The organism is Methylobacterium sp. PvP105 (assembly GCF_017876975.1).
Lineage (GTDB): Bacteria > Pseudomonadota > Alphaproteobacteria > Rhizobiales > Beijerinckiaceae > Methylobacterium > Methylobacterium radiotolerans.
In genome coordinates this window covers 3,375,204-3,389,100 of the sequence record NZ_JAGIPA010000001.1, presented here as the reverse complement: position 1 = coordinate 3,389,100, position 13,897 = coordinate 3,375,204, and the positions used below count along the sequence as shown (strand labels likewise).

Sequence of the window (13,897 nt, the reverse complement as noted above, 5' to 3'; positions counted from 1 at the left end):
TCTCCTGTCCGCGACTGTTGGTGAGGAACGACGCGGCGGCCGGCGAGCGGGTGCTCTTTGGCGTGGGGCATGTCAGGCGGCCTCCCCGTAGCGACGATGAGCCCGGGCTCCGTCCTCCAGGACGGCGTCGATCAGGCCGTCCCGGGCGACGGTCTCAACGATGCGGCGGGCGAGCTCGCCGGCGCGGATCCCGCGCGCGGCCGCAGCCAGGCGCAGGCCCTCGGCGATCGCCGGCGCGACCCGCAGCTCGGCGCTCTCGACGTCGATCCGCCGGGCGTCGAGGAACAGCTCGCGCTGCTCGGCCGGATCGGCGCGGTGAAACACGTGGGTCAGGGCGATCCAGCCGTGATTGCGGACCAGCACCATCGGGCCCGTCTTGCCGGCACAGCGCGCAGGCGCCTCGACTTCGGTCGCCACCGGCTGACCGTCCCGGTACTGGCCGACCCACACCAGGATCGGCGCGCCGACCGGATAGGCGGCGTTGAAGGCGGCCACGCGGGCCTGACGGAGCGTCGGGTTCGGGCCGGGCGTGAGGGTCGGGCGCGGGCGAGCCATGTCAGACCCTCCCCGCGCGGCGCAGGACCTGGCCGCCCGGGCGCCAGGCCTCGAAGACGACGGCCAGATGCGCCGCGCACCAGCTGCTGGGCTTGCCGCTGACGCGGGGCGCGATGGGGCGCCCGCAGAAGCGGTGCGCGCCGCCGTGGCTCGAGCACGGGAAGCGGCACTGTCCGTCCTTCAGCTCCAGGCAGGCGAAGGTGCCGAAGGCGGGCAGCGGCGGCGCGGCAGGAGCCGGTTCGGGCGCGGGCTGCTGGCGGGCGCGGGCGGCCATGTCAGCGGCCCTCCGCCTTGGCGACGGCGGCTTTGCTGTGCACCAAGACGACAGCGATCGGCACTTCGGCGACCGCCTCGCCGTTCATGCGGAGCACGACCTTGGTCCGGTCCGTGTCCACGTCGACAGCGTTGATGAGGAACTCGGCGAGACCGAGCATGCCCTTGAGCCGGACGAGCATCTCGGGCGCCGCCGCGACCAGCGCTCCGTGAGCTTGGGCCCGCTCTCGCGAGAACAGCCCATGATGATCGCAGTCGACCACGAGGCGGCCGTCGGCGTCGAACACCATCTCGGGACGCGCGCTGTCCTGGTGCCAGGGCGTGCGGGAGTGCTCGGCCGCCATCACAGGTCCCTCACGTCGATCGAGCTGAGGCGGGAGCGGACGGCGCCGGTGTCCCGGTCACGGGTGAGGCCGTCGAGGCCCCTGCTCACCCGGTCGAAGCGGCCGCCGGCCATCGGCTTGCGGGGCGCGCGCAGGCGATGGTGCGCGTCGTAGGCGCGGCGGGTGTCGGCGATCGCGGTCTGATCGGCCGCCGTCTTGGCGCGATCACAGTCCTTGCAGAGGACCTGGCAGTTATCGAGCGTGGCCCGGCCGCCGTGAAAGTCCGTGACGACGTGGTCGAAAACGTACTGGCTGGCCTGGAGCACCGCCTCGCAGCGGAGACCGGTCGGAAGCACGCCCTCGCACCGGCCGGCAGCACGCGCGAGAGCGGCCTTGCGGACGTCTGTCGGGAAGTTGGTACGGCGGCGGGCGGCCATGGGCGACTCCATCGCGAAGGGCGATGACACATCCTCCCCAAAACGGGGAACATCGTCAACCCCGTTATGGGGAATTTCGGCGCGATGGCTTTTCAACAGCTATCCACAGCCTGGGGAGAACATGGAATTTCGTTCTTGCTTTGTTCCCATAACGGCGGTCGGATGGGCCCAACGCAGAGTTGAGGAGCGTCTATGCCCCTGAAGCCAATCGTCGCCTACGGAGTGCAGTTGTTCGTCCTGCTGAAGGGCAGGCTTGCCCAGGGACGCTACATCGAATGCAACGGTGTCTCAGACGCCTGTAAAATTGCCGAGGAGAAGGTAAGAACTGGGCGTGCTGTCGGCGCGGCAGCCTTCACACGAACGGTTGTAGATCCGGACTTCGACGACGGCTCCGACCCGATCACGCTGGCGATCTTCGGAAAGGTCCCGCCTGGACTGGCAGACCAGCTTCCGTTCTAGCTCCGCAACACCCGATCAGAAGGGGCGCTTCGGCTTGGCCGGCTGGCAGAAATTCTGCTGGATGAAGGCCGTTGCGCGAAGCACCTTTCGCGTCTCGTTGATGCCGCTGACGGGTGTTTCAATCGCGTTCCAACACCGCAGGCCGGCGTTGTCTTTCATGCACCACGCCGCTTCTCCTTCTAAAAGGAGGCTTGGCGTCAGGTTGTATCGGGGCGTCGAGGTCCGATACTCGCCTGTCAGCTGCGAAAAATTGTACTGCTGGACAACAGGATTGCTGTCGTTGAGCTTTCTGGACTGGAAAGAGCAGTCCCGGCCCGGCATCCGCTGAAGCTGAAGGATGAAGTTGCCGGGCATCTCGACGAGCACGGTACTGTCGTCGACCCGCGTGAACGTTTCCTGCCCTTGGTACGGGTAGAGGACGCTCGCAACCGCATCGATCAGGCCGGGGCTGTCGAGGTTGAGTCCGTGTCCGTCCTTGGCAGAGGCACGTGCCGTCCAGCCGAACGCCATCAAGGCGATGATCGCCGCTGCGGCGTATCGCGTCACGGGCGCCTCCACCGTTGGACCTGCCGAACCGCGCTGGCAACGAAGGCAACAATCTCCGCTTCGATCCCGCCGCCCTCTTCCTCCAGGAAGAACTCCAGTGGTGTCAGCCCTTTCGGGATGATGATCGGCTTCTGCCAGCGCTCATGATCCGAGTCGGGCCAGAGTTCGACGTGTGTGTCCGTTCGCAGGTAGCGCTTGGCCGTGCGCTGTCGCAGCAGGCCGGCGTTCCGGCGCAGTTCGACGATGACGAGATCGCCGTCCTTCGGCCGATAGCGGGTCGGGATAGCGGAGATGCAGACGAGCACGTCGCCATCGGCCGCGAAGCGGTTGATCGACTCACCCCGCACGACCAGGCCGTACTGGTGCTCCGACGGCCAGCGGGGATCTGAGCGAACGGGAACAGGATCGAACGCAGGCTCGTCCACAAAATCGTCGATCTCGATCCAGCGCCCAGCCGCAACCTCGCCAACCACCGAAAGAAGGTCTTCGTCCCTCTCTGCGGTAGCGGCTCGCGCGCGCTCCAGCAGCACATCCTCAAATTTCGGCGTGGTTGCAGAGGTGATGTCAGCCAGGACGTCGCTGATCTCCGAGGGCTGCACTTTGAAAATTTCGGCAGCTTTGGCGATCCGCTCGGCTTTGAGCCCTCGATCGCCGTCCTCAATCTTGATGTAGCCGCCCTTTGACATGCCGAAGGCCGCCGCAGCCTGCTCCTGCGTCATGCCGGACGCCTCGCGCAGACGTTTCAGATTGTTCCGTGGGCGGCCTATTTTCCCCATAGCGGGGACAATCGCCGAACCGCGTTCGCGCGTCGCTCCCCATGTTGGGACAGAGTCCTCTTGACGTAGATCCCCGAATTGGGGAATCGTCTGGCCCATGCGGTTGCTCGACTACATGCGAGAGGAAGGACTCGACGACGAGGCGTTCGCCGAACGCCTCGGCGAGTGCGGTCCGTACGCCGTGAAAAAGTGGAAGTACGGCGAGCGCGAGCCCGACGCCTCGACGATCGTCCGTATCGAGAGGGCGACCGGAGGCCGTGTCGGTCTGTCCGATTGGGCGGCCCAGTCCGATGCCCGAAGGGCCAAGCGCTTGGCCGTTCCCACCGAGGGAGCTGCCGCCTGATGTCCAACGAGAAGATGAAGCTCCCGTCCGGCGAGCAATCGTGGTCCAAAACCGAGACGACGATCGCGCAAGCGGCCATCGAGGAGCCGGCAGACGACACGCTCTTGCGTCCGGCCCGACGCGGCGTCGGCCGCGTAGTCCGCGCCGAGATGGTTCACCACTATCGGCGGGCGCTGGTGGTCCATATCCGACCGTCCCGGCTCGACGTAGCGCTGACGCAATCCTTTCATCGGTTCGACCGCCGCGCTCCCTTCCAGGAGGCGACGACCATCGGCATGTCGCCGGGCGAGGCACGCCGGATCGGCGAGTTGCTGATCGCGGCGGCCGACGAGGCTGACGCGGTCAATGAGACGAGCGAAGCGCCCACACCAGCCGCCCGAGCCGAGGGGTGCGCTCAGATCGTCGGGCCGGACGAGCGCGTCGCCGGAGTGGAGATCGCCAACGCCGTCCTCCGTCAGGTGGAGGGCTAGGCCTTGGGCGCCTGGACGATCGCATCGATGGCGGCATGCGCTTCCCGAAAGAAGTCGCCGCCGATGGAGATGGCCTTCTCGGCATCGGACAGGCGTGCGTGCGCGCGCTCGAAGACTTTGGTGCGGGCGCCGGGAAGGATGTCGTCCAGCACGTCGAGGATCGCCCGTCTGACCATGTCCTCGGCAGTCAATCGCGCTGGCGATCCGATCGGGGCAAAGTCGTCGCTCATTCTCAGCTCCATGGTGACTAGACACCTCCATGGTAGCCGGCCGGGTGAGGCTGTCGAGCTTCGCGCTCATGGCCTCACCCGCGCTTGGCCGATCTCGTCGACCGGGAGCGCGGCATGATGCGCAAGCTCTCGGCCTCCGAGCTCGTCTCCCAGCACCTGCCGGGGCTCTCGACCAACGGCGCCGCCATCACGGTGACGTTCGCCGATCGGGCTGTGTCGCAGGCGTTCTTCGACGCACTGCTGATGGACCGCCATGCCGGATACGTGCGGCGCGCCAACGAAACGGCCCCAAAGTCCGGGGAAGGCATCCCGCACGGCGCGACGCGGCTGATCCGCTCGATCGACCTCAAGGTCGGGCCGGAGCCGAGCCGCGCCGTGCTCGAACTGGTGGACGGCGAGCAACGCGCGCATCGCTTCTTCGTCACCGTCAGCGACCTGCAAGAGCTCGCGACGATCTCTCTCGTCGCGCGTCGACAGGGCGGCTTCGTTGCCCAGTTCAGCCCGTGCGAGGGGGAGTCCTCGATCGTCTATCGTGGCCCGCAGAACCAGGGCCGGACCGACCACCCACGTGCCGAGCCCCTTGATCAGTTCTTCAAGGGCGGCGCGATCGAGCGGCGTCTCTTCGACGTCGAGAGCAGCGTCAGGATCCAGCGTCGGCGCGTCAACGCGCTGATGGCCACCTACGTCGAGCGGGCACGGCTGCCAAATGGCCGTGTCCCCGCCAGCTGCTGCCAGCGCTGCGGCGCGCCGATCGGCTACCTCGGCCGCGCCTTCGAGGCGGTCGGCGTGGCGCACCATGTCTGCCGTGCCGAGCGGGAGAAGGCGTAGATGGCGACCGATCCCGTCCTCACCGCCGCGATCGGCGAGCTGGCCGACGCCGTCCTCTACGCCGCCGCCGGCCTCGCGGCGGTGATCCTGGTCATGGGCGCGGTGATCACCGTCGTGGCCTCCGGCGTCCTGCATCAGCTCCAGGACCTGAACGACCACGTCGCCAAGGTTCGGGACGAGGGCGTCGACATCAACGTCGACGCCGGAGCGATCGGCCGCTCGCCCTTCGACGCCGAGCAGCTCGTCCGGCTCTACGGCTTCATCCTCGGCCTCTGGCACAAGCGCACCAAGCTGAAGGGCGAGCAGATCCCGTCCACCGAGCGGGTGACGCTCGACCTCGCCGAGGCCGTGGGCATCGAACTGCCGACCCGCCAGGACGTCGTCGGCATCCGGCCGAACGGCACCACCGTCCAGACGTCGCTGCTGCCCTACGGCGCGGAGCCGATCCCCGCCGCCCTCGATCCGGAGACCGCGTAGATGCGCTCGCGCCCTATCAGAACCCTCGCCGATCGCGTGGCCGCGCTGGAAGACCAGATCGACGGTCTGGCCTCGTCGACGGAGGATAGATCGGACGGCAGCGATTGCCGCGACGAAGACATCCCCGAGCGCGATCCCGCCGATCAATCGGCGAAGATCTCGGCGAGGCCGGTCCGGGGTATGGGGGTGAGCGTGCGGTCTGATCTCACGAGCTTCGTCGGGCTTGAGATCATCGACTACGCGGGCAAGCCGCACCGCTTCCTCGTCGAGCCGGGTGATTTGGCGTTGCTCCTGCCGCCCCGGACGCAAGCGCTCGCGCCGTCCGCACCCACTGTGCCCGCCGTGGACCCGGACGAAGAGCTGACCCGGGCCCGAGCCCGGCTGACCAATGCCGAGGCCGAGCTGAAGGAGCGGGAGCTGCAGGCAAGGGCCCTCGTCCCGCCGCGCGAGGGTTACCTCCGCGCTGATAAGCTGACCGTCGGGTTTGACGAGAAGCGCGGCGTCACGACGCTCGCCGTCACGGCCCTGGGCTTTCACTCCGAGCTCGCGATCGGCATCGACCCGAGCCGGGTCCCCTGGCTGATCGAGAAGCTGGCCTGGGCCATGGGCCAAGCCAAATCGGACGAGGGCTGACATGCCCTCCCGCCGCAGCATCCTCGCCTTCTTCGGGCTCGGCCCAGTCGCCGCTCCGGTCGCGATCGCCGCGATCTCCGCGCCTGCGCCGGAGATCTTCGGCGCCGACGTCACGGCGGACGGTGTCGCGGTCGTGCGGGCCGGGGCGATCCGCGCGCACGGCTCGTGGGAGGATGTCCTTCGCGAGCAGGACGCCTTCTTCGCGCGCTGCGACGCCTGCAAGCTCGTGCTGCCCTGTGACCCGGTCGGAGACGCCTGATGCGCTCTCGACAGCTGGTCCCCGCCCGCGCATCTGTGTCCGTCCCTCGCGCTCAAGCCCAAGGCGCCGCCTCCCGTGTTCCTGCGTATCGCCGCGCTCCTGTTGGCCGTGCTCCTGCTGCTGGGCGCGCTGCCGGCGTTTCGGCGAGCGGACAGGGCCAGGGCAGAGGGGCGACCGCCCCTGACGCGGCTCTACGAGTCCTCCCGGCCTTGGCTGGCGATCCTCGCCGCGGCCGCGATCGGCCTCTGGCTCCTGTCGAGCCGGTAGCCACAAAGATCCGGCCGCTCCCGGCCGCCCGAGGTTCGACCGGTGCTTGGGCAAGCGCCGGCCGGGCATGCCCCTTCGTGGGCGTTTCCTCCCTAGACTCCGCCGGGGCCTGCGGGCTCCGGCGCCTTTTGGGAGACGACAGAGCTACGCGCGATGGCGCGGACAGAGCGGCCCGAGGCGACCAGGGCGACGGTGGGATGGCGGCGACGGCCCCATCGAGCCAGTCCGTTGAGAAGGTCGTGCCGGGGGCGACGGGTGATGGCGACGGCCTGACCTCGGCCACCGGTCCCGGCGTCATGCCGGGCAGTGATTCGCCCGAACGGGCACCCGACAGCAGAAGGGCGGCCGCGTGATGCGAACCGCCCCTGCTCACCTCCACGCGCCTTCCAGCCTGCCAGCCCTGGCGCGTGTTCTCGACCATCGTTGCGGCGACCTCCTCGCGAGGGCTGATCAATGACCGCCTCGCTCTTCCCAACCGGGCCGCTGACCCAGCTCACCTCGATGCCCACAGCATCGAGGAAGTCCATGCGAAGGTCAGAGGTGGCCGTGCGAAGGACTGGGGTAATAGCACCTCAGATTTTCGCCGAGCGGATCGCAGCGTTCCTGCGGTTGATCCATCCGCAGAAGACGGCGGCGTGCGTCGAAGCCGACACGCGCATCCCGGCCAAGACGGTGTCGAAGTGGTTGGAAGGCGCCTCGTCTCCGTCCGGCAAAGCCTACCACCAGCTGCTCGCCGTCTACGGGATGGAGCTGTTCTACTACGTCGACCCCGACGCCTCGACGGCCGAAGTGCGAGAGGCCGCGCGCATCTGCCAGCAGGCTCGGCTGGAGCGACAGAACGCGGAGCTGCAACGCCGGCTCGCCGGCCAGATGGCAGAGATCTGGGGCCCACGATGACCCTGATCCCAACCCTGCTCCGCGCCCTGGCGGTCTGCCTCCAGGGTCTGGCCTTCCCATTCACCTCGCTCGGGCTCGCCTGCGCGTGGGTGGCCGCCCCGATCCTAGTCACCGCCGGCTGGCTCCAGGAGCGCGCCCGTGAATGGGAGCGCCGCCTGTCGTCACGCGGTGGCCACACCGACCTTCATCCCCCTCCTGGAGCCTGAGACCCGTCCATGCGCGCCCCGCTCGCAGCCCTCGCCCTTGTCCTCGCCAGCAGTTCGGCCGCGCTCGCGGCCGAGCCCCCGACCTTCCGTCTGTGCACCGGCTCCGAATCCGGCAACTACTTCCGGGCCGGCCACATGCTGAAGAGCAAGGCCGGAGGCCTGAAGATCGAGGTCGTGCCGACGCAGGGTTCGCTCGACAACCTGGACAAGCTCTCGGCCGGGCAGTGCGACGGCGCCTTCGTCCAGTCGGACGCGCTCCTGGTCTACTCGTCGAAGAACGCGGCCGCGCTCTCGACGATCGAGCGCGCCGGCGTGCTCTACCAGGAGCAGGTGCACCTCATCTGCAACCGCGGCGCGGGGATCTCCCGCATCACGGACCTGGGCAAGGCCAACACCGTCGCGGTGGGCCCGGACGGCTCAGGCGGCCGCACCACCTGGGACGCCTTCGCGCTCGCCGACAAGAAGCGCTTCGGGCCGGTGAACGTCGACACCCGCTCGGGCGTGCGCGCCCTGTCCGCCGTGGCCGACGGCAGTCAGGTGCAGTGCGCGCTCTGGGTCGGGGCGCTCAACGCGTCCTTCATCAAGAACGATGCGCAGGCGCAGGGCGACCGCGTCGTGCTGGTCCGCTCCGACGATCAGGAGATGGTGGGAGCGGCGAAGGATGCCCGGGGCCAGCCGGTCTACAGCTACGGCTCGATACCGGCTGGCACGTACCCGCGGGTCCAGCCGGGCGGCCTCGTGTTCGGCACCAAGGCCCTCGACACGATCGCGGTCGACGCGCTGTTCGTCACGGCGATCCCGTGGGTGAACGCCAACGAGCGCGCCTACGACGGTCTGCTGCGCGCCTTCACGGCCGCCAAGCCGCAGATCCAGGCGATCGCGCAGCCGCAGGACTGACGCCGTGGCTGCCCGCTCTCCCTCCCTCTGGGTCCTGATCGCCGCCGCCATCGCGACGGCGATCATGGTGCACCCGAGCTTCGCGGCGCTGCTCACCCTGCCGATACAGCTCGGGTTGCTCGTCGTCCTGCGCTGGACGGCGCGGCGGGAGGGGCGGCTCGAGGAGCGGTCACTGCATCCTTCAACGAAGCGGGGATTCGTCTGATGGCTGCCCTCGATCGGAATAGGCTCACCGAGCTGACGCCCTCGCTGTTGAGCATGTTCGGCAGCCGCGAGGCCGCGCTGGTCGAATACATCGGCCTCATGGGTGAGCTGAGCGGGCTCGCCGCCTCTGTCGATCTCGACGAAGGTGAGCGGCTGATCGCGCAGGGCTGCGAGCTCGTGCGGCAGGCGATCACACGCGCCGCCGCGCAGGGCTCTTCCGCGTCGTGACAACCTGGTGCGCCATACCGCGCGCCCTCCCCAGTCCAAGTCTGAGTTCGCAAGGGCGCGTGATGCGTGGTCCGAGGCCGTGGCTGTTGAGCGAGGTGGCGACCGCTGCCCGTCCGATTCTGGCCGTCGAGCGCGACGATGCGAGGGCGAGAGAATTGGGCGGAACCCTTGTCAAAATTAGACAAGGGTCGAGGGCAACGGGTGCAACGGCAGCGCGATGGGGTAAGAGCCATCAGTGGCTCGACTGGCTGCTGAAGGTCAGCGACGCAGCCGTTGCAGATCCCATCCGGCTCGGCGCGGCGCTGAACTTCCTCGATGCCGGCGGCGCTCCGAACGTCGCATGGTCCTGCATCTCGTCGGCGCGCGATTCAGAGGCTACGATCACGCTGCCGGCGCTGAAGCGTCAGGGCCGGCAGCTGCTCACGGATGCTTGGAAGGGCCGTTGGAGCCTCGTCGACATCAACCTGGCGGCGCGCGCGCTCCTTGAGGCCCGGCTCGGCCACGCGCCTGTCATCGGCGGCACCTTCGACGCCGCTCAGCGGCGCGCGCTCGCCGACCTCGGCAAGCTCTGGGACGAGAGCGCCGACTTTCTGCTGCGCACCTTCGAGGTCTGCGAGGCCGCCGCGGTCGATCCGGACCGTTTCGGCTTCCTCGTCCCGGTCATGTGCAAGGCCGACAACCCGACAGCCGCCTGGAATCGCATGCGGGCGGTGGGCGACGAGCAACGCTGCCTGGAGCTGATCCCGTACGATGGATCCGTCCAGACTGCGGTGCTCGACCCGCCCTGGAAGGAAGTGAACGTGTCTGCGGCGGCCGGACACGCCTACGCGAAGATGTCGCTCGACGAGATCCGCGCACTGCCGTTGCAGCGGTGGACCTGGGAGGATTCCCACCTCTACCTGTGGTTCATCAACGGCGTCTGGGGCGACATCCCATCGATTGTTCAGGAGTGGGGCTTCGAGGTCAAAACAGTCCACACTTGGGTCAAAGAGGTCAGCGACCTCAGCCGCAACGATCCGAAGTTCAGCCTCGGACACGAGATGCGGAATACCACTGAGCATTTCGTCTTTGCTCGTCGTGGATCCAAGCTTCGCATGCCTCGGCGCTCCGCGACGTATTCAACGGCGACCCATCACCGTTGGCCGCTGGGCGCCAACAGTGAAAAGCCGGACGCCTTCTACGATCTCGTGAGGCAGTGCTCCTACGGACCGTTCGGGGAAGCGTTTCAGCGCAAGCCGCGCGAGGACTTCATCAACCTCTACCGGCAGGCCGAGCCGCCTCGGCTGGAGGCCGCCGAATGACGGCCGCCACGCTCCTCATGGCGATCGCCGCCCTCGAATCCGAAGCGCTGCATCGGCGCGCGCGACGCGGAGGCTTCGTCCCGCAGCTGGCGGCGCTCCATGCGTCCCGCTTTGCGGTGGCCGGCCTGCTGCTCGCCTTCATCTGGGCGGTCGGACGATGAGCGCGAATCCGAACCGCCGCGGGCTTCTGGGCCTGTTCGCCGCCGCGCCGATCGCGGCCGCCGCCAGCGTCCAGCCGGCCTCGGTGCTGGGCCGCGTCCGCATGATGGCGGCGGCCGGTCGCTTCGACGCGCTAGCGCCGGCGGCGCTGGGCCGGCTCGCCGATGGCACGCGAGGCGCAGGCCTGCCCGGGATTGGCGCCGCGCTCGAGCGCGCGCACCCGCTGGACGCGTCGACGCCGCCCGATCTCCTGGAGCTCGTCGCCGGCATCGGATCCGAGCCCGCGCGGATCGAGGCGCAGCTCACGGCCGAGGCCCGCGCGATCGCCGCGGTGGCGCTGGTCTATCCGCCCGAGATCGCGGCCTTCCGCTCGTTCGGAGCTCCGATGCGCCGCCGGCTCTACGCCGAGCTGCTGACGCGAGAATACGCGCGCTTGGCCGCCGCGAGCGAACCACCGCCGATGCCGGCGGCATCGTCCGGACCGGACGCCTAGCGTGGCGACCGGGAGCAGGCCGCGTAGCGGCCCCGACTCCCACCAGACTCGGACTCTGAATCCGCTCCCGGCCCACCCGGGCCGCCCCACCGCGCACGCGCGGCAACCCTCCCGAGGTCAGTGATGAGCACGCCCACCACCAAGGTGTTGATGTCGGCCGGCAACCCGGCCGGCCGGAAGCTCGAGGAGCTGCTGGTCGAGATCGCCGAGGACCTGCGCATCAAGAACGATGCCCTCGAGGCGGATCCCTCGCCGACTTCGCGCGCGGTCCGGATCAACAACCTCGGCATCCTCGACTGCCTGGCGCTCGCCGGGGTTCGCCAGCTCGACACGCTCCGGCGGCTCGACCTGATCGGCCCCGACCGGGGCCCGGGCGGCGCGCCGCGCATCGGCGCCGGCGCGGCCGACGTGCCTGCGTCCACTGCCGGCATCGCCCCCGAGCCCGTCGCTGCACCGACCGTGACGTCCGGCCCCGACCAGGTCGTGCCGGCCCCGACTGTCCTGCCCGCCACCTGAAGCGCGGAGCCGCCCAGCCATGAACCCGCAGCTCTGGCCTCTCCCTCGCGGTCCCCCGTGCCCGGCCTCCCAGATCCTCGCGCGCCCTGCATCGGGACTACAGCGCCGGCTTGAGGACTGATGCCGCCCGGTCCGGCCGCGCCATCCCGCCCGACCCGCAGGCCCGTTCCCACGATCCCAGACGCCTCTTCTTGGCGGGGTCGTGCAGACGGCCCGCGCCGCGAGCTTCCCACCCGCCACACCGACCCGACCGGCATTCGCGACCAGCGATTCAGCCGACGGGTTTCTGCGTGCCCGGAGCCGGACTGGCTTCGCGGTCGGACGATGAAGCCTTGCCCGGACCACGACCATGAGCGTCGAAGCCATCAGCCACATCATGCGGACGCACATCCCCGATGGCGTCGCCAAGCTCGTCGCCATGGTGCTCGCCGACTATGCCGACCCGGTGAGCGGCCGCTGTTGGCCGAAGATCCCGACCCTCGCGATCCAGTGCTCGCAGTCCGAACGCACCGTGCAGCGCAAGCTCAAGCTGCTCGAGGAACTCGACGTTCTCCACGTCGAGCCGAACACGTCGGGCGACCGCAAAGGCAACGTCTACGTCCTGCACCTGCGCGGCGTGCCCCGGGCGGGTCCCGGCCCCGGCGAGCGCCGGCCCAAGACGAGCGACCGGTCGACGGATCGCAGGGTCGGCGCCAGCCACGACGCCGGCGCGGATACGGGTGACACACAGTCACCCGTTCGAGGCGCGGACGAAGCCGCGTCTGTCACCCCAACGGGTGACACCGCTGACACCCGACGGGTGACACTGCTGTCACCCCCAAAGGAATCCCCCAGAGAATCCACCAGGGAATCCATCAAGGGGGAATCCCCCGAGAGAGATTCACCTGGCACCGGACGCCCCCCCGCGTCCGCTGACGCGGCCACGGCCCCCAAGGGGGCTCCCTCTCCCCGAGCGGTTTTGTGTCCCGATGGATTCGCGCCGGAGGGGCGCCACTACGCGGCTGCCGAAGCCATCGGCTTCGACGCCGCCTTCGTCCGGCAGATCGCCGCCAGCATGCACCGCTGGTCACACGCCAACGCCCATCGCCCGATCGCCCGGAAGTCCGACTGGGCGCTGGCCTTCGACAGCTTCCTCGACACCGCCCTCCGCGAGGCCGCCGAGCGTGCCGCCCGCGAGACCCGCCGATCCGCCCCCGCATCCGCTTCGCCCCGCCGCTCCACGAACGGCGGACTCGCCCTCGTCGCCGAGATGATTGGATTGCCCCATGACCCTGCCGACCTCCTCGATGTCCTCGGCCTACAGTCGGGCCGTGCTCCCGCTGCTCCCGACGCGGGAGTCGGATCGCTTCATCGCGCAGTTCACGAACCGGTTGGAGGACACGCCGGGCTCCTTCCGGCGCAAGCGCCTGCCCGTCGCTTCGGCGCCTAACCGGGCGCAGCAGGACTGGCTGGAGCAACGGCGGGACGAGCTGCGGCGCGCGCTCGTGCCGACGCCGGGCCCGGAGGCGAACCGCGAGATCATGCTCCTGATCGCCAGCAAGGCGAACTTCGGTGCCGACGCACAGGAGCTCACCACCAAGGTCGGGTTCTACGCGCAAGCGCTCGCCGGCGAGCCGACATGGGCGATCGAGCGCGCTCGGCTCCGGTTCCGCCAGCCCGGCTGGCGCTGCCTCTGGGACGGCAAGGGTTGCCCGTCCGACACCGACGTCGTCGCCGAGTGCCGGTACGAGACCCTGCCAATCGAGACGGAGCTGGCGCGGATCGAGGCGATCCTTGGCGCCGAGCTCTACGACACCGGCGCCACCGACGACGATCGCGCCAACGCGGTCGCTCACTGGGAGACGGTGAAGGCGGAGATGCGCGGCGAGTCCGTGATCACCGAGCAGACGGAGGACGAGATCTCCGCCGAGCGCGCCTCCATGGCGCGCGCCAACGACCGCTTCCGCGAGCGAGCCCGGGCCGAGGCCGAAGCGCAGTGCCGCGGCCAGGCCATGTGGGGTCGCCTGCCGATCAGCGACGAGCTCGCCCGCCAGATCGGCCTGCGCGTGCCGATCCCCGCCGACCACGAAGAGGAGGTCCACTGAGCCGACGGCCCCGGCCGGCGCGCGAACCCACCAGCA

General features: G+C 69.2%; 26 protein-coding genes. 19 read left to right on the top strand and 7 right to left on the bottom strand.

Going from position 1 to position 13,897, the window contains the following annotated elements; translation table 11 throughout:
* Positions 1-72: 72 nt before the first annotated feature.
* Genes J3A75_RS16500 through J3A75_RS16485 form a run of 4 tightly spaced genes read right to left on the bottom strand, consistent with a single transcriptional unit; the run spans position 73 to position 1,588 of the window.
* Entirely contained in the window at positions 73-555 is a 483-nt protein-coding gene (locus J3A75_RS16500) for a hypothetical protein (RefSeq protein ID WP_209650486.1), read from the bottom strand.
* A gap of 1 nt (position 556) precedes the next feature.
* The gene (locus tag J3A75_RS16495) at positions 557-829 is read right to left on the bottom strand and encodes a hypothetical protein (RefSeq protein ID WP_209650485.1); all 273 of its coding nucleotides are present in this window, start codon (positions 827-829) and stop codon (positions 557-559) included.
* Position 830: 1 nt separating this feature from the next.
* The gene (locus tag J3A75_RS16490; protein ID WP_209650484.1) at positions 831-1,172 is read right to left on the bottom strand and encodes a hypothetical protein; all 342 of its coding nucleotides are present in this window, start codon (positions 1,170-1,172) and stop codon (positions 831-833) included.
* Positions 1,172-1,588, bottom strand: a complete 417-nt coding sequence (locus J3A75_RS16485; protein ID WP_209650483.1) for an HNH endonuclease — start codon at positions 1,586-1,588, stop codon at positions 1,172-1,174. The genes J3A75_RS16490 and J3A75_RS16485 overlap by 1 nt, the downstream gene beginning before the upstream one ends.
* Before the next feature lie 192 nt (positions 1,589-1,780).
* On the opposite strand from J3A75_RS16485, the gene J3A75_RS16480 reads away from it, so the two are divergent.
* A complete protein-coding gene (locus tag J3A75_RS16480) occupies positions 1,781-2,047 on the top strand; it encodes a hypothetical protein (RefSeq protein WP_209650482.1) in 267 nt (88 codons plus the stop codon).
* 15 nt (positions 2,048-2,062) lie between these two features.
* On the opposite strand, the gene J3A75_RS16475 is transcribed toward J3A75_RS16480, so the two are convergent.
* Entirely contained in the window at positions 2,063-2,593 is a 531-nt protein-coding gene (locus J3A75_RS16475; protein WP_209650481.1) for a hypothetical protein, read from the bottom strand.
* On the bottom strand, positions 2,590-3,369 hold the full coding sequence (locus J3A75_RS16470; RefSeq protein ID WP_281068187.1) for an XRE family transcriptional regulator: 780 nt from the start codon (positions 3,367-3,369) through the stop codon (positions 2,590-2,592). The genes J3A75_RS16475 and J3A75_RS16470 overlap by 4 nt, the downstream gene beginning before the upstream one ends.
* A gap of 97 nt (positions 3,370-3,466) precedes the next feature.
* On the opposite strand from J3A75_RS16470, the gene J3A75_RS16465 reads away from it, so the two are divergent.
* Complete coding sequence (locus J3A75_RS16465) at positions 3,467-3,712, top strand: helix-turn-helix domain-containing protein (RefSeq protein WP_209650479.1); 246 nt, start codon at positions 3,467-3,469, stop codon at positions 3,710-3,712.
* A complete protein-coding gene (locus J3A75_RS16460; RefSeq protein ID WP_209650478.1) occupies positions 3,712-4,182 on the top strand; it encodes a hypothetical protein in 471 nt (156 codons plus the stop codon). The genes J3A75_RS16465 and J3A75_RS16460 overlap by 1 nt, the downstream gene beginning before the upstream one ends.
* On the opposite strand, the gene J3A75_RS16455 is transcribed toward J3A75_RS16460, so the two are convergent.
* A complete protein-coding gene (locus tag J3A75_RS16455; protein ID WP_209650477.1) occupies positions 4,179-4,412 on the bottom strand; it encodes a hypothetical protein in 234 nt (77 codons plus the stop codon). The two genes, J3A75_RS16460 and J3A75_RS16455, sit on opposite strands and share 4 nt — an antisense overlap.
* A gap of 114 nt (positions 4,413-4,526) precedes the next feature.
* On the opposite strand from J3A75_RS16455, the gene J3A75_RS16450 reads away from it, so the two are divergent.
* The 16 genes from J3A75_RS16450 (at position 4,527) to J3A75_RS16375 (ending at position 13,861) form a co-directional block, all read left to right on the top strand.
* Positions 4,527-5,240 (top strand): hypothetical protein, encoded by a 714-nt coding sequence (locus J3A75_RS16450; protein ID WP_209650339.1) that lies wholly within the window; start codon positions 4,527-4,529, stop codon positions 5,238-5,240.
* A complete protein-coding gene (locus J3A75_RS16445; protein WP_209650340.1) occupies positions 5,241-5,717 on the top strand; it encodes a hypothetical protein in 477 nt (158 codons plus the stop codon).
* Positions 5,718-6,350, top strand: coding sequence for a hypothetical protein (locus tag J3A75_RS16440; RefSeq protein WP_209650341.1), 633 nt, complete (start codon positions 5,718-5,720; stop codon positions 6,348-6,350).
* Position 6,351: 1 nt separating this feature from the next.
* On the top strand, positions 6,352-6,609 hold the full coding sequence (locus J3A75_RS16435) for a hypothetical protein (RefSeq protein WP_209650342.1): 258 nt from the start codon (positions 6,352-6,354) through the stop codon (positions 6,607-6,609).
* Between the two features lie 75 nt (positions 6,610-6,684).
* Complete coding sequence (locus J3A75_RS16430) at positions 6,685-6,876, top strand: hypothetical protein (protein ID WP_209650476.1); 192 nt, start codon at positions 6,685-6,687, stop codon at positions 6,874-6,876.
* Between the two features lie 453 nt (positions 6,877-7,329).
* On the top strand, positions 7,330-7,773 hold the full coding sequence (locus J3A75_RS16425; protein WP_209650475.1) for a hypothetical protein: 444 nt from the start codon (positions 7,330-7,332) through the stop codon (positions 7,771-7,773).
* On the top strand, positions 7,770-7,979 hold the full coding sequence (locus J3A75_RS16420) for a hypothetical protein (RefSeq protein WP_209650474.1): 210 nt from the start codon (positions 7,770-7,772) through the stop codon (positions 7,977-7,979). The genes J3A75_RS16425 and J3A75_RS16420 overlap by 4 nt, the downstream gene beginning before the upstream one ends.
* 9 nt (positions 7,980-7,988) lie before the next feature.
* Entirely contained in the window at positions 7,989-8,876 is an 888-nt protein-coding gene (locus J3A75_RS16415) for a TAXI family TRAP transporter solute-binding subunit (RefSeq protein ID WP_209650473.1), read from the top strand.
* Positions 8,877-8,880: 4 nt separating this feature from the next.
* Positions 8,881-9,081 (top strand): hypothetical protein, encoded by a 201-nt coding sequence (locus J3A75_RS16410; protein WP_209650348.1) that lies wholly within the window; start codon positions 8,881-8,883, stop codon positions 9,079-9,081.
* Positions 9,081-9,308 (top strand): hypothetical protein, encoded by a 228-nt coding sequence (locus tag J3A75_RS16405; RefSeq protein WP_209650349.1) that lies wholly within the window; start codon positions 9,081-9,083, stop codon positions 9,306-9,308. Before J3A75_RS16410 ends, J3A75_RS16405 begins: the two co-directional genes overlap by 1 nt.
* 95 nt (positions 9,309-9,403) lie before the next feature.
* On the top strand, positions 9,404-10,609 hold the full coding sequence (locus J3A75_RS36575) for an MT-A70 family methyltransferase (protein WP_312892925.1): 1,206 nt from the start codon (positions 9,404-9,406) through the stop codon (positions 10,607-10,609).
* Entirely contained in the window at positions 10,606-10,770 is a 165-nt protein-coding gene (locus J3A75_RS16395; protein ID WP_209650472.1) for a hypothetical protein, read from the top strand. The genes J3A75_RS36575 and J3A75_RS16395 overlap by 4 nt, the downstream gene beginning before the upstream one ends.
* Positions 10,767-11,261 (top strand): hypothetical protein, encoded by a 495-nt coding sequence (locus J3A75_RS16390; protein WP_209650471.1) that lies wholly within the window; start codon positions 10,767-10,769, stop codon positions 11,259-11,261. The genes J3A75_RS16395 and J3A75_RS16390 overlap by 4 nt, the downstream gene beginning before the upstream one ends.
* 123 nt (positions 11,262-11,384) lie before the next feature.
* Positions 11,385-11,777 carry a hypothetical protein gene (locus J3A75_RS16385; RefSeq protein WP_209650470.1) on the top strand — a complete coding sequence of 131 codons (393 nt, stop codon included), beginning with the start codon at positions 11,385-11,387 and terminating at the stop codon, positions 11,775-11,777.
* A gap of 349 nt (positions 11,778-12,126) precedes the next feature.
* Positions 12,127-13,206 carry a helix-turn-helix domain-containing protein gene (locus J3A75_RS16380; RefSeq protein ID WP_209650469.1) on the top strand — a complete coding sequence of 360 codons (1,080 nt, stop codon included), beginning with the start codon at positions 12,127-12,129 and terminating at the stop codon, positions 13,204-13,206.
* The gene (locus tag J3A75_RS16375) at positions 13,148-13,861 is read left to right on the top strand and encodes a hypothetical protein (protein ID WP_209650468.1); all 714 of its coding nucleotides are present in this window, start codon (positions 13,148-13,150) and stop codon (positions 13,859-13,861) included. The genes J3A75_RS16380 and J3A75_RS16375 overlap by 59 nt, the downstream gene beginning before the upstream one ends.
* The last annotated feature ends 36 nt before the right edge of the window (positions 13,862-13,897 follow it).

Coding starts and splice junctions, on each gene's coding strand:
- J3A75_RS16460 (WP_209650478.1), top strand. CDS start 3,712: ATGTCCAACGAGAAGATGAAGCTCCCGTCCGGCGAGCAATCGTGGTCC.
- J3A75_RS16480 (WP_209650482.1), top strand. CDS start 1,781: ATGCCCCTGAAGCCAATCGTCGCCTACGGAGTGCAGTTGTTCGTCCTG.
- J3A75_RS16390 (WP_209650471.1), top strand. CDS start 10,767: ATGAGCGCGAATCCGAACCGCCGCGGGCTTCTGGGCCTGTTCGCCGCC.
- J3A75_RS16435 (WP_209650342.1), top strand. CDS start 6,352: ATGCCCTCCCGCCGCAGCATCCTCGCCTTCTTCGGGCTCGGCCCAGTC.
- J3A75_RS16380 (WP_209650469.1), top strand. CDS start 12,127: ATGAGCGTCGAAGCCATCAGCCACATCATGCGGACGCACATCCCCGAT.
- J3A75_RS16470 (WP_281068187.1), bottom strand. CDS start 3,369: ATGGGGAAAATAGGCCGCCCACGGAACAATCTGAAACGTCTGCGCGAG.
- J3A75_RS16490 (WP_209650484.1), bottom strand. CDS start 1,172: ATGGCGGCCGAGCACTCCCGCACGCCCTGGCACCAGGACAGCGCGCGT.
- J3A75_RS16420 (WP_209650474.1), top strand. CDS start 7,770: ATGACCCTGATCCCAACCCTGCTCCGCGCCCTGGCGGTCTGCCTCCAG.
- J3A75_RS16445 (WP_209650340.1), top strand. CDS start 5,241: ATGGCGACCGATCCCGTCCTCACCGCCGCGATCGGCGAGCTGGCCGAC.
- J3A75_RS16415 (WP_209650473.1), top strand. CDS start 7,989: ATGCGCGCCCCGCTCGCAGCCCTCGCCCTTGTCCTCGCCAGCAGTTCG.
- J3A75_RS16385 (WP_209650470.1), top strand. CDS start 11,385: ATGAGCACGCCCACCACCAAGGTGTTGATGTCGGCCGGCAACCCGGCC.
- J3A75_RS16450 (WP_209650339.1), top strand. CDS start 4,527: ATGATGCGCAAGCTCTCGGCCTCCGAGCTCGTCTCCCAGCACCTGCCG.
- J3A75_RS16465 (WP_209650479.1), top strand. CDS start 3,467: ATGCGGTTGCTCGACTACATGCGAGAGGAAGGACTCGACGACGAGGCG.
- J3A75_RS16440 (WP_209650341.1), top strand. CDS start 5,718: ATGCGCTCGCGCCCTATCAGAACCCTCGCCGATCGCGTGGCCGCGCTG.
- J3A75_RS16485 (WP_209650483.1), bottom strand. CDS start 1,588: ATGGCCGCCCGCCGCCGTACCAACTTCCCGACAGACGTCCGCAAGGCC.
- J3A75_RS16500 (WP_209650486.1), bottom strand. CDS start 555: ATGGCTCGCCCGCGCCCGACCCTCACGCCCGGCCCGAACCCGACGCTC.
- J3A75_RS16495 (WP_209650485.1), bottom strand. CDS start 829: ATGGCCGCCCGCGCCCGCCAGCAGCCCGCGCCCGAACCGGCTCCTGCC.
- J3A75_RS16425 (WP_209650475.1), top strand. CDS start 7,330: ATGACCGCCTCGCTCTTCCCAACCGGGCCGCTGACCCAGCTCACCTCG.
- J3A75_RS16455 (WP_209650477.1), bottom strand. CDS start 4,412: ATGAGCGACGACTTTGCCCCGATCGGATCGCCAGCGCGATTGACTGCC.
- J3A75_RS16405 (WP_209650349.1), top strand. CDS start 9,081: ATGGCTGCCCTCGATCGGAATAGGCTCACCGAGCTGACGCCCTCGCTG.
- J3A75_RS16395 (WP_209650472.1), top strand. CDS start 10,606: ATGACGGCCGCCACGCTCCTCATGGCGATCGCCGCCCTCGAATCCGAA.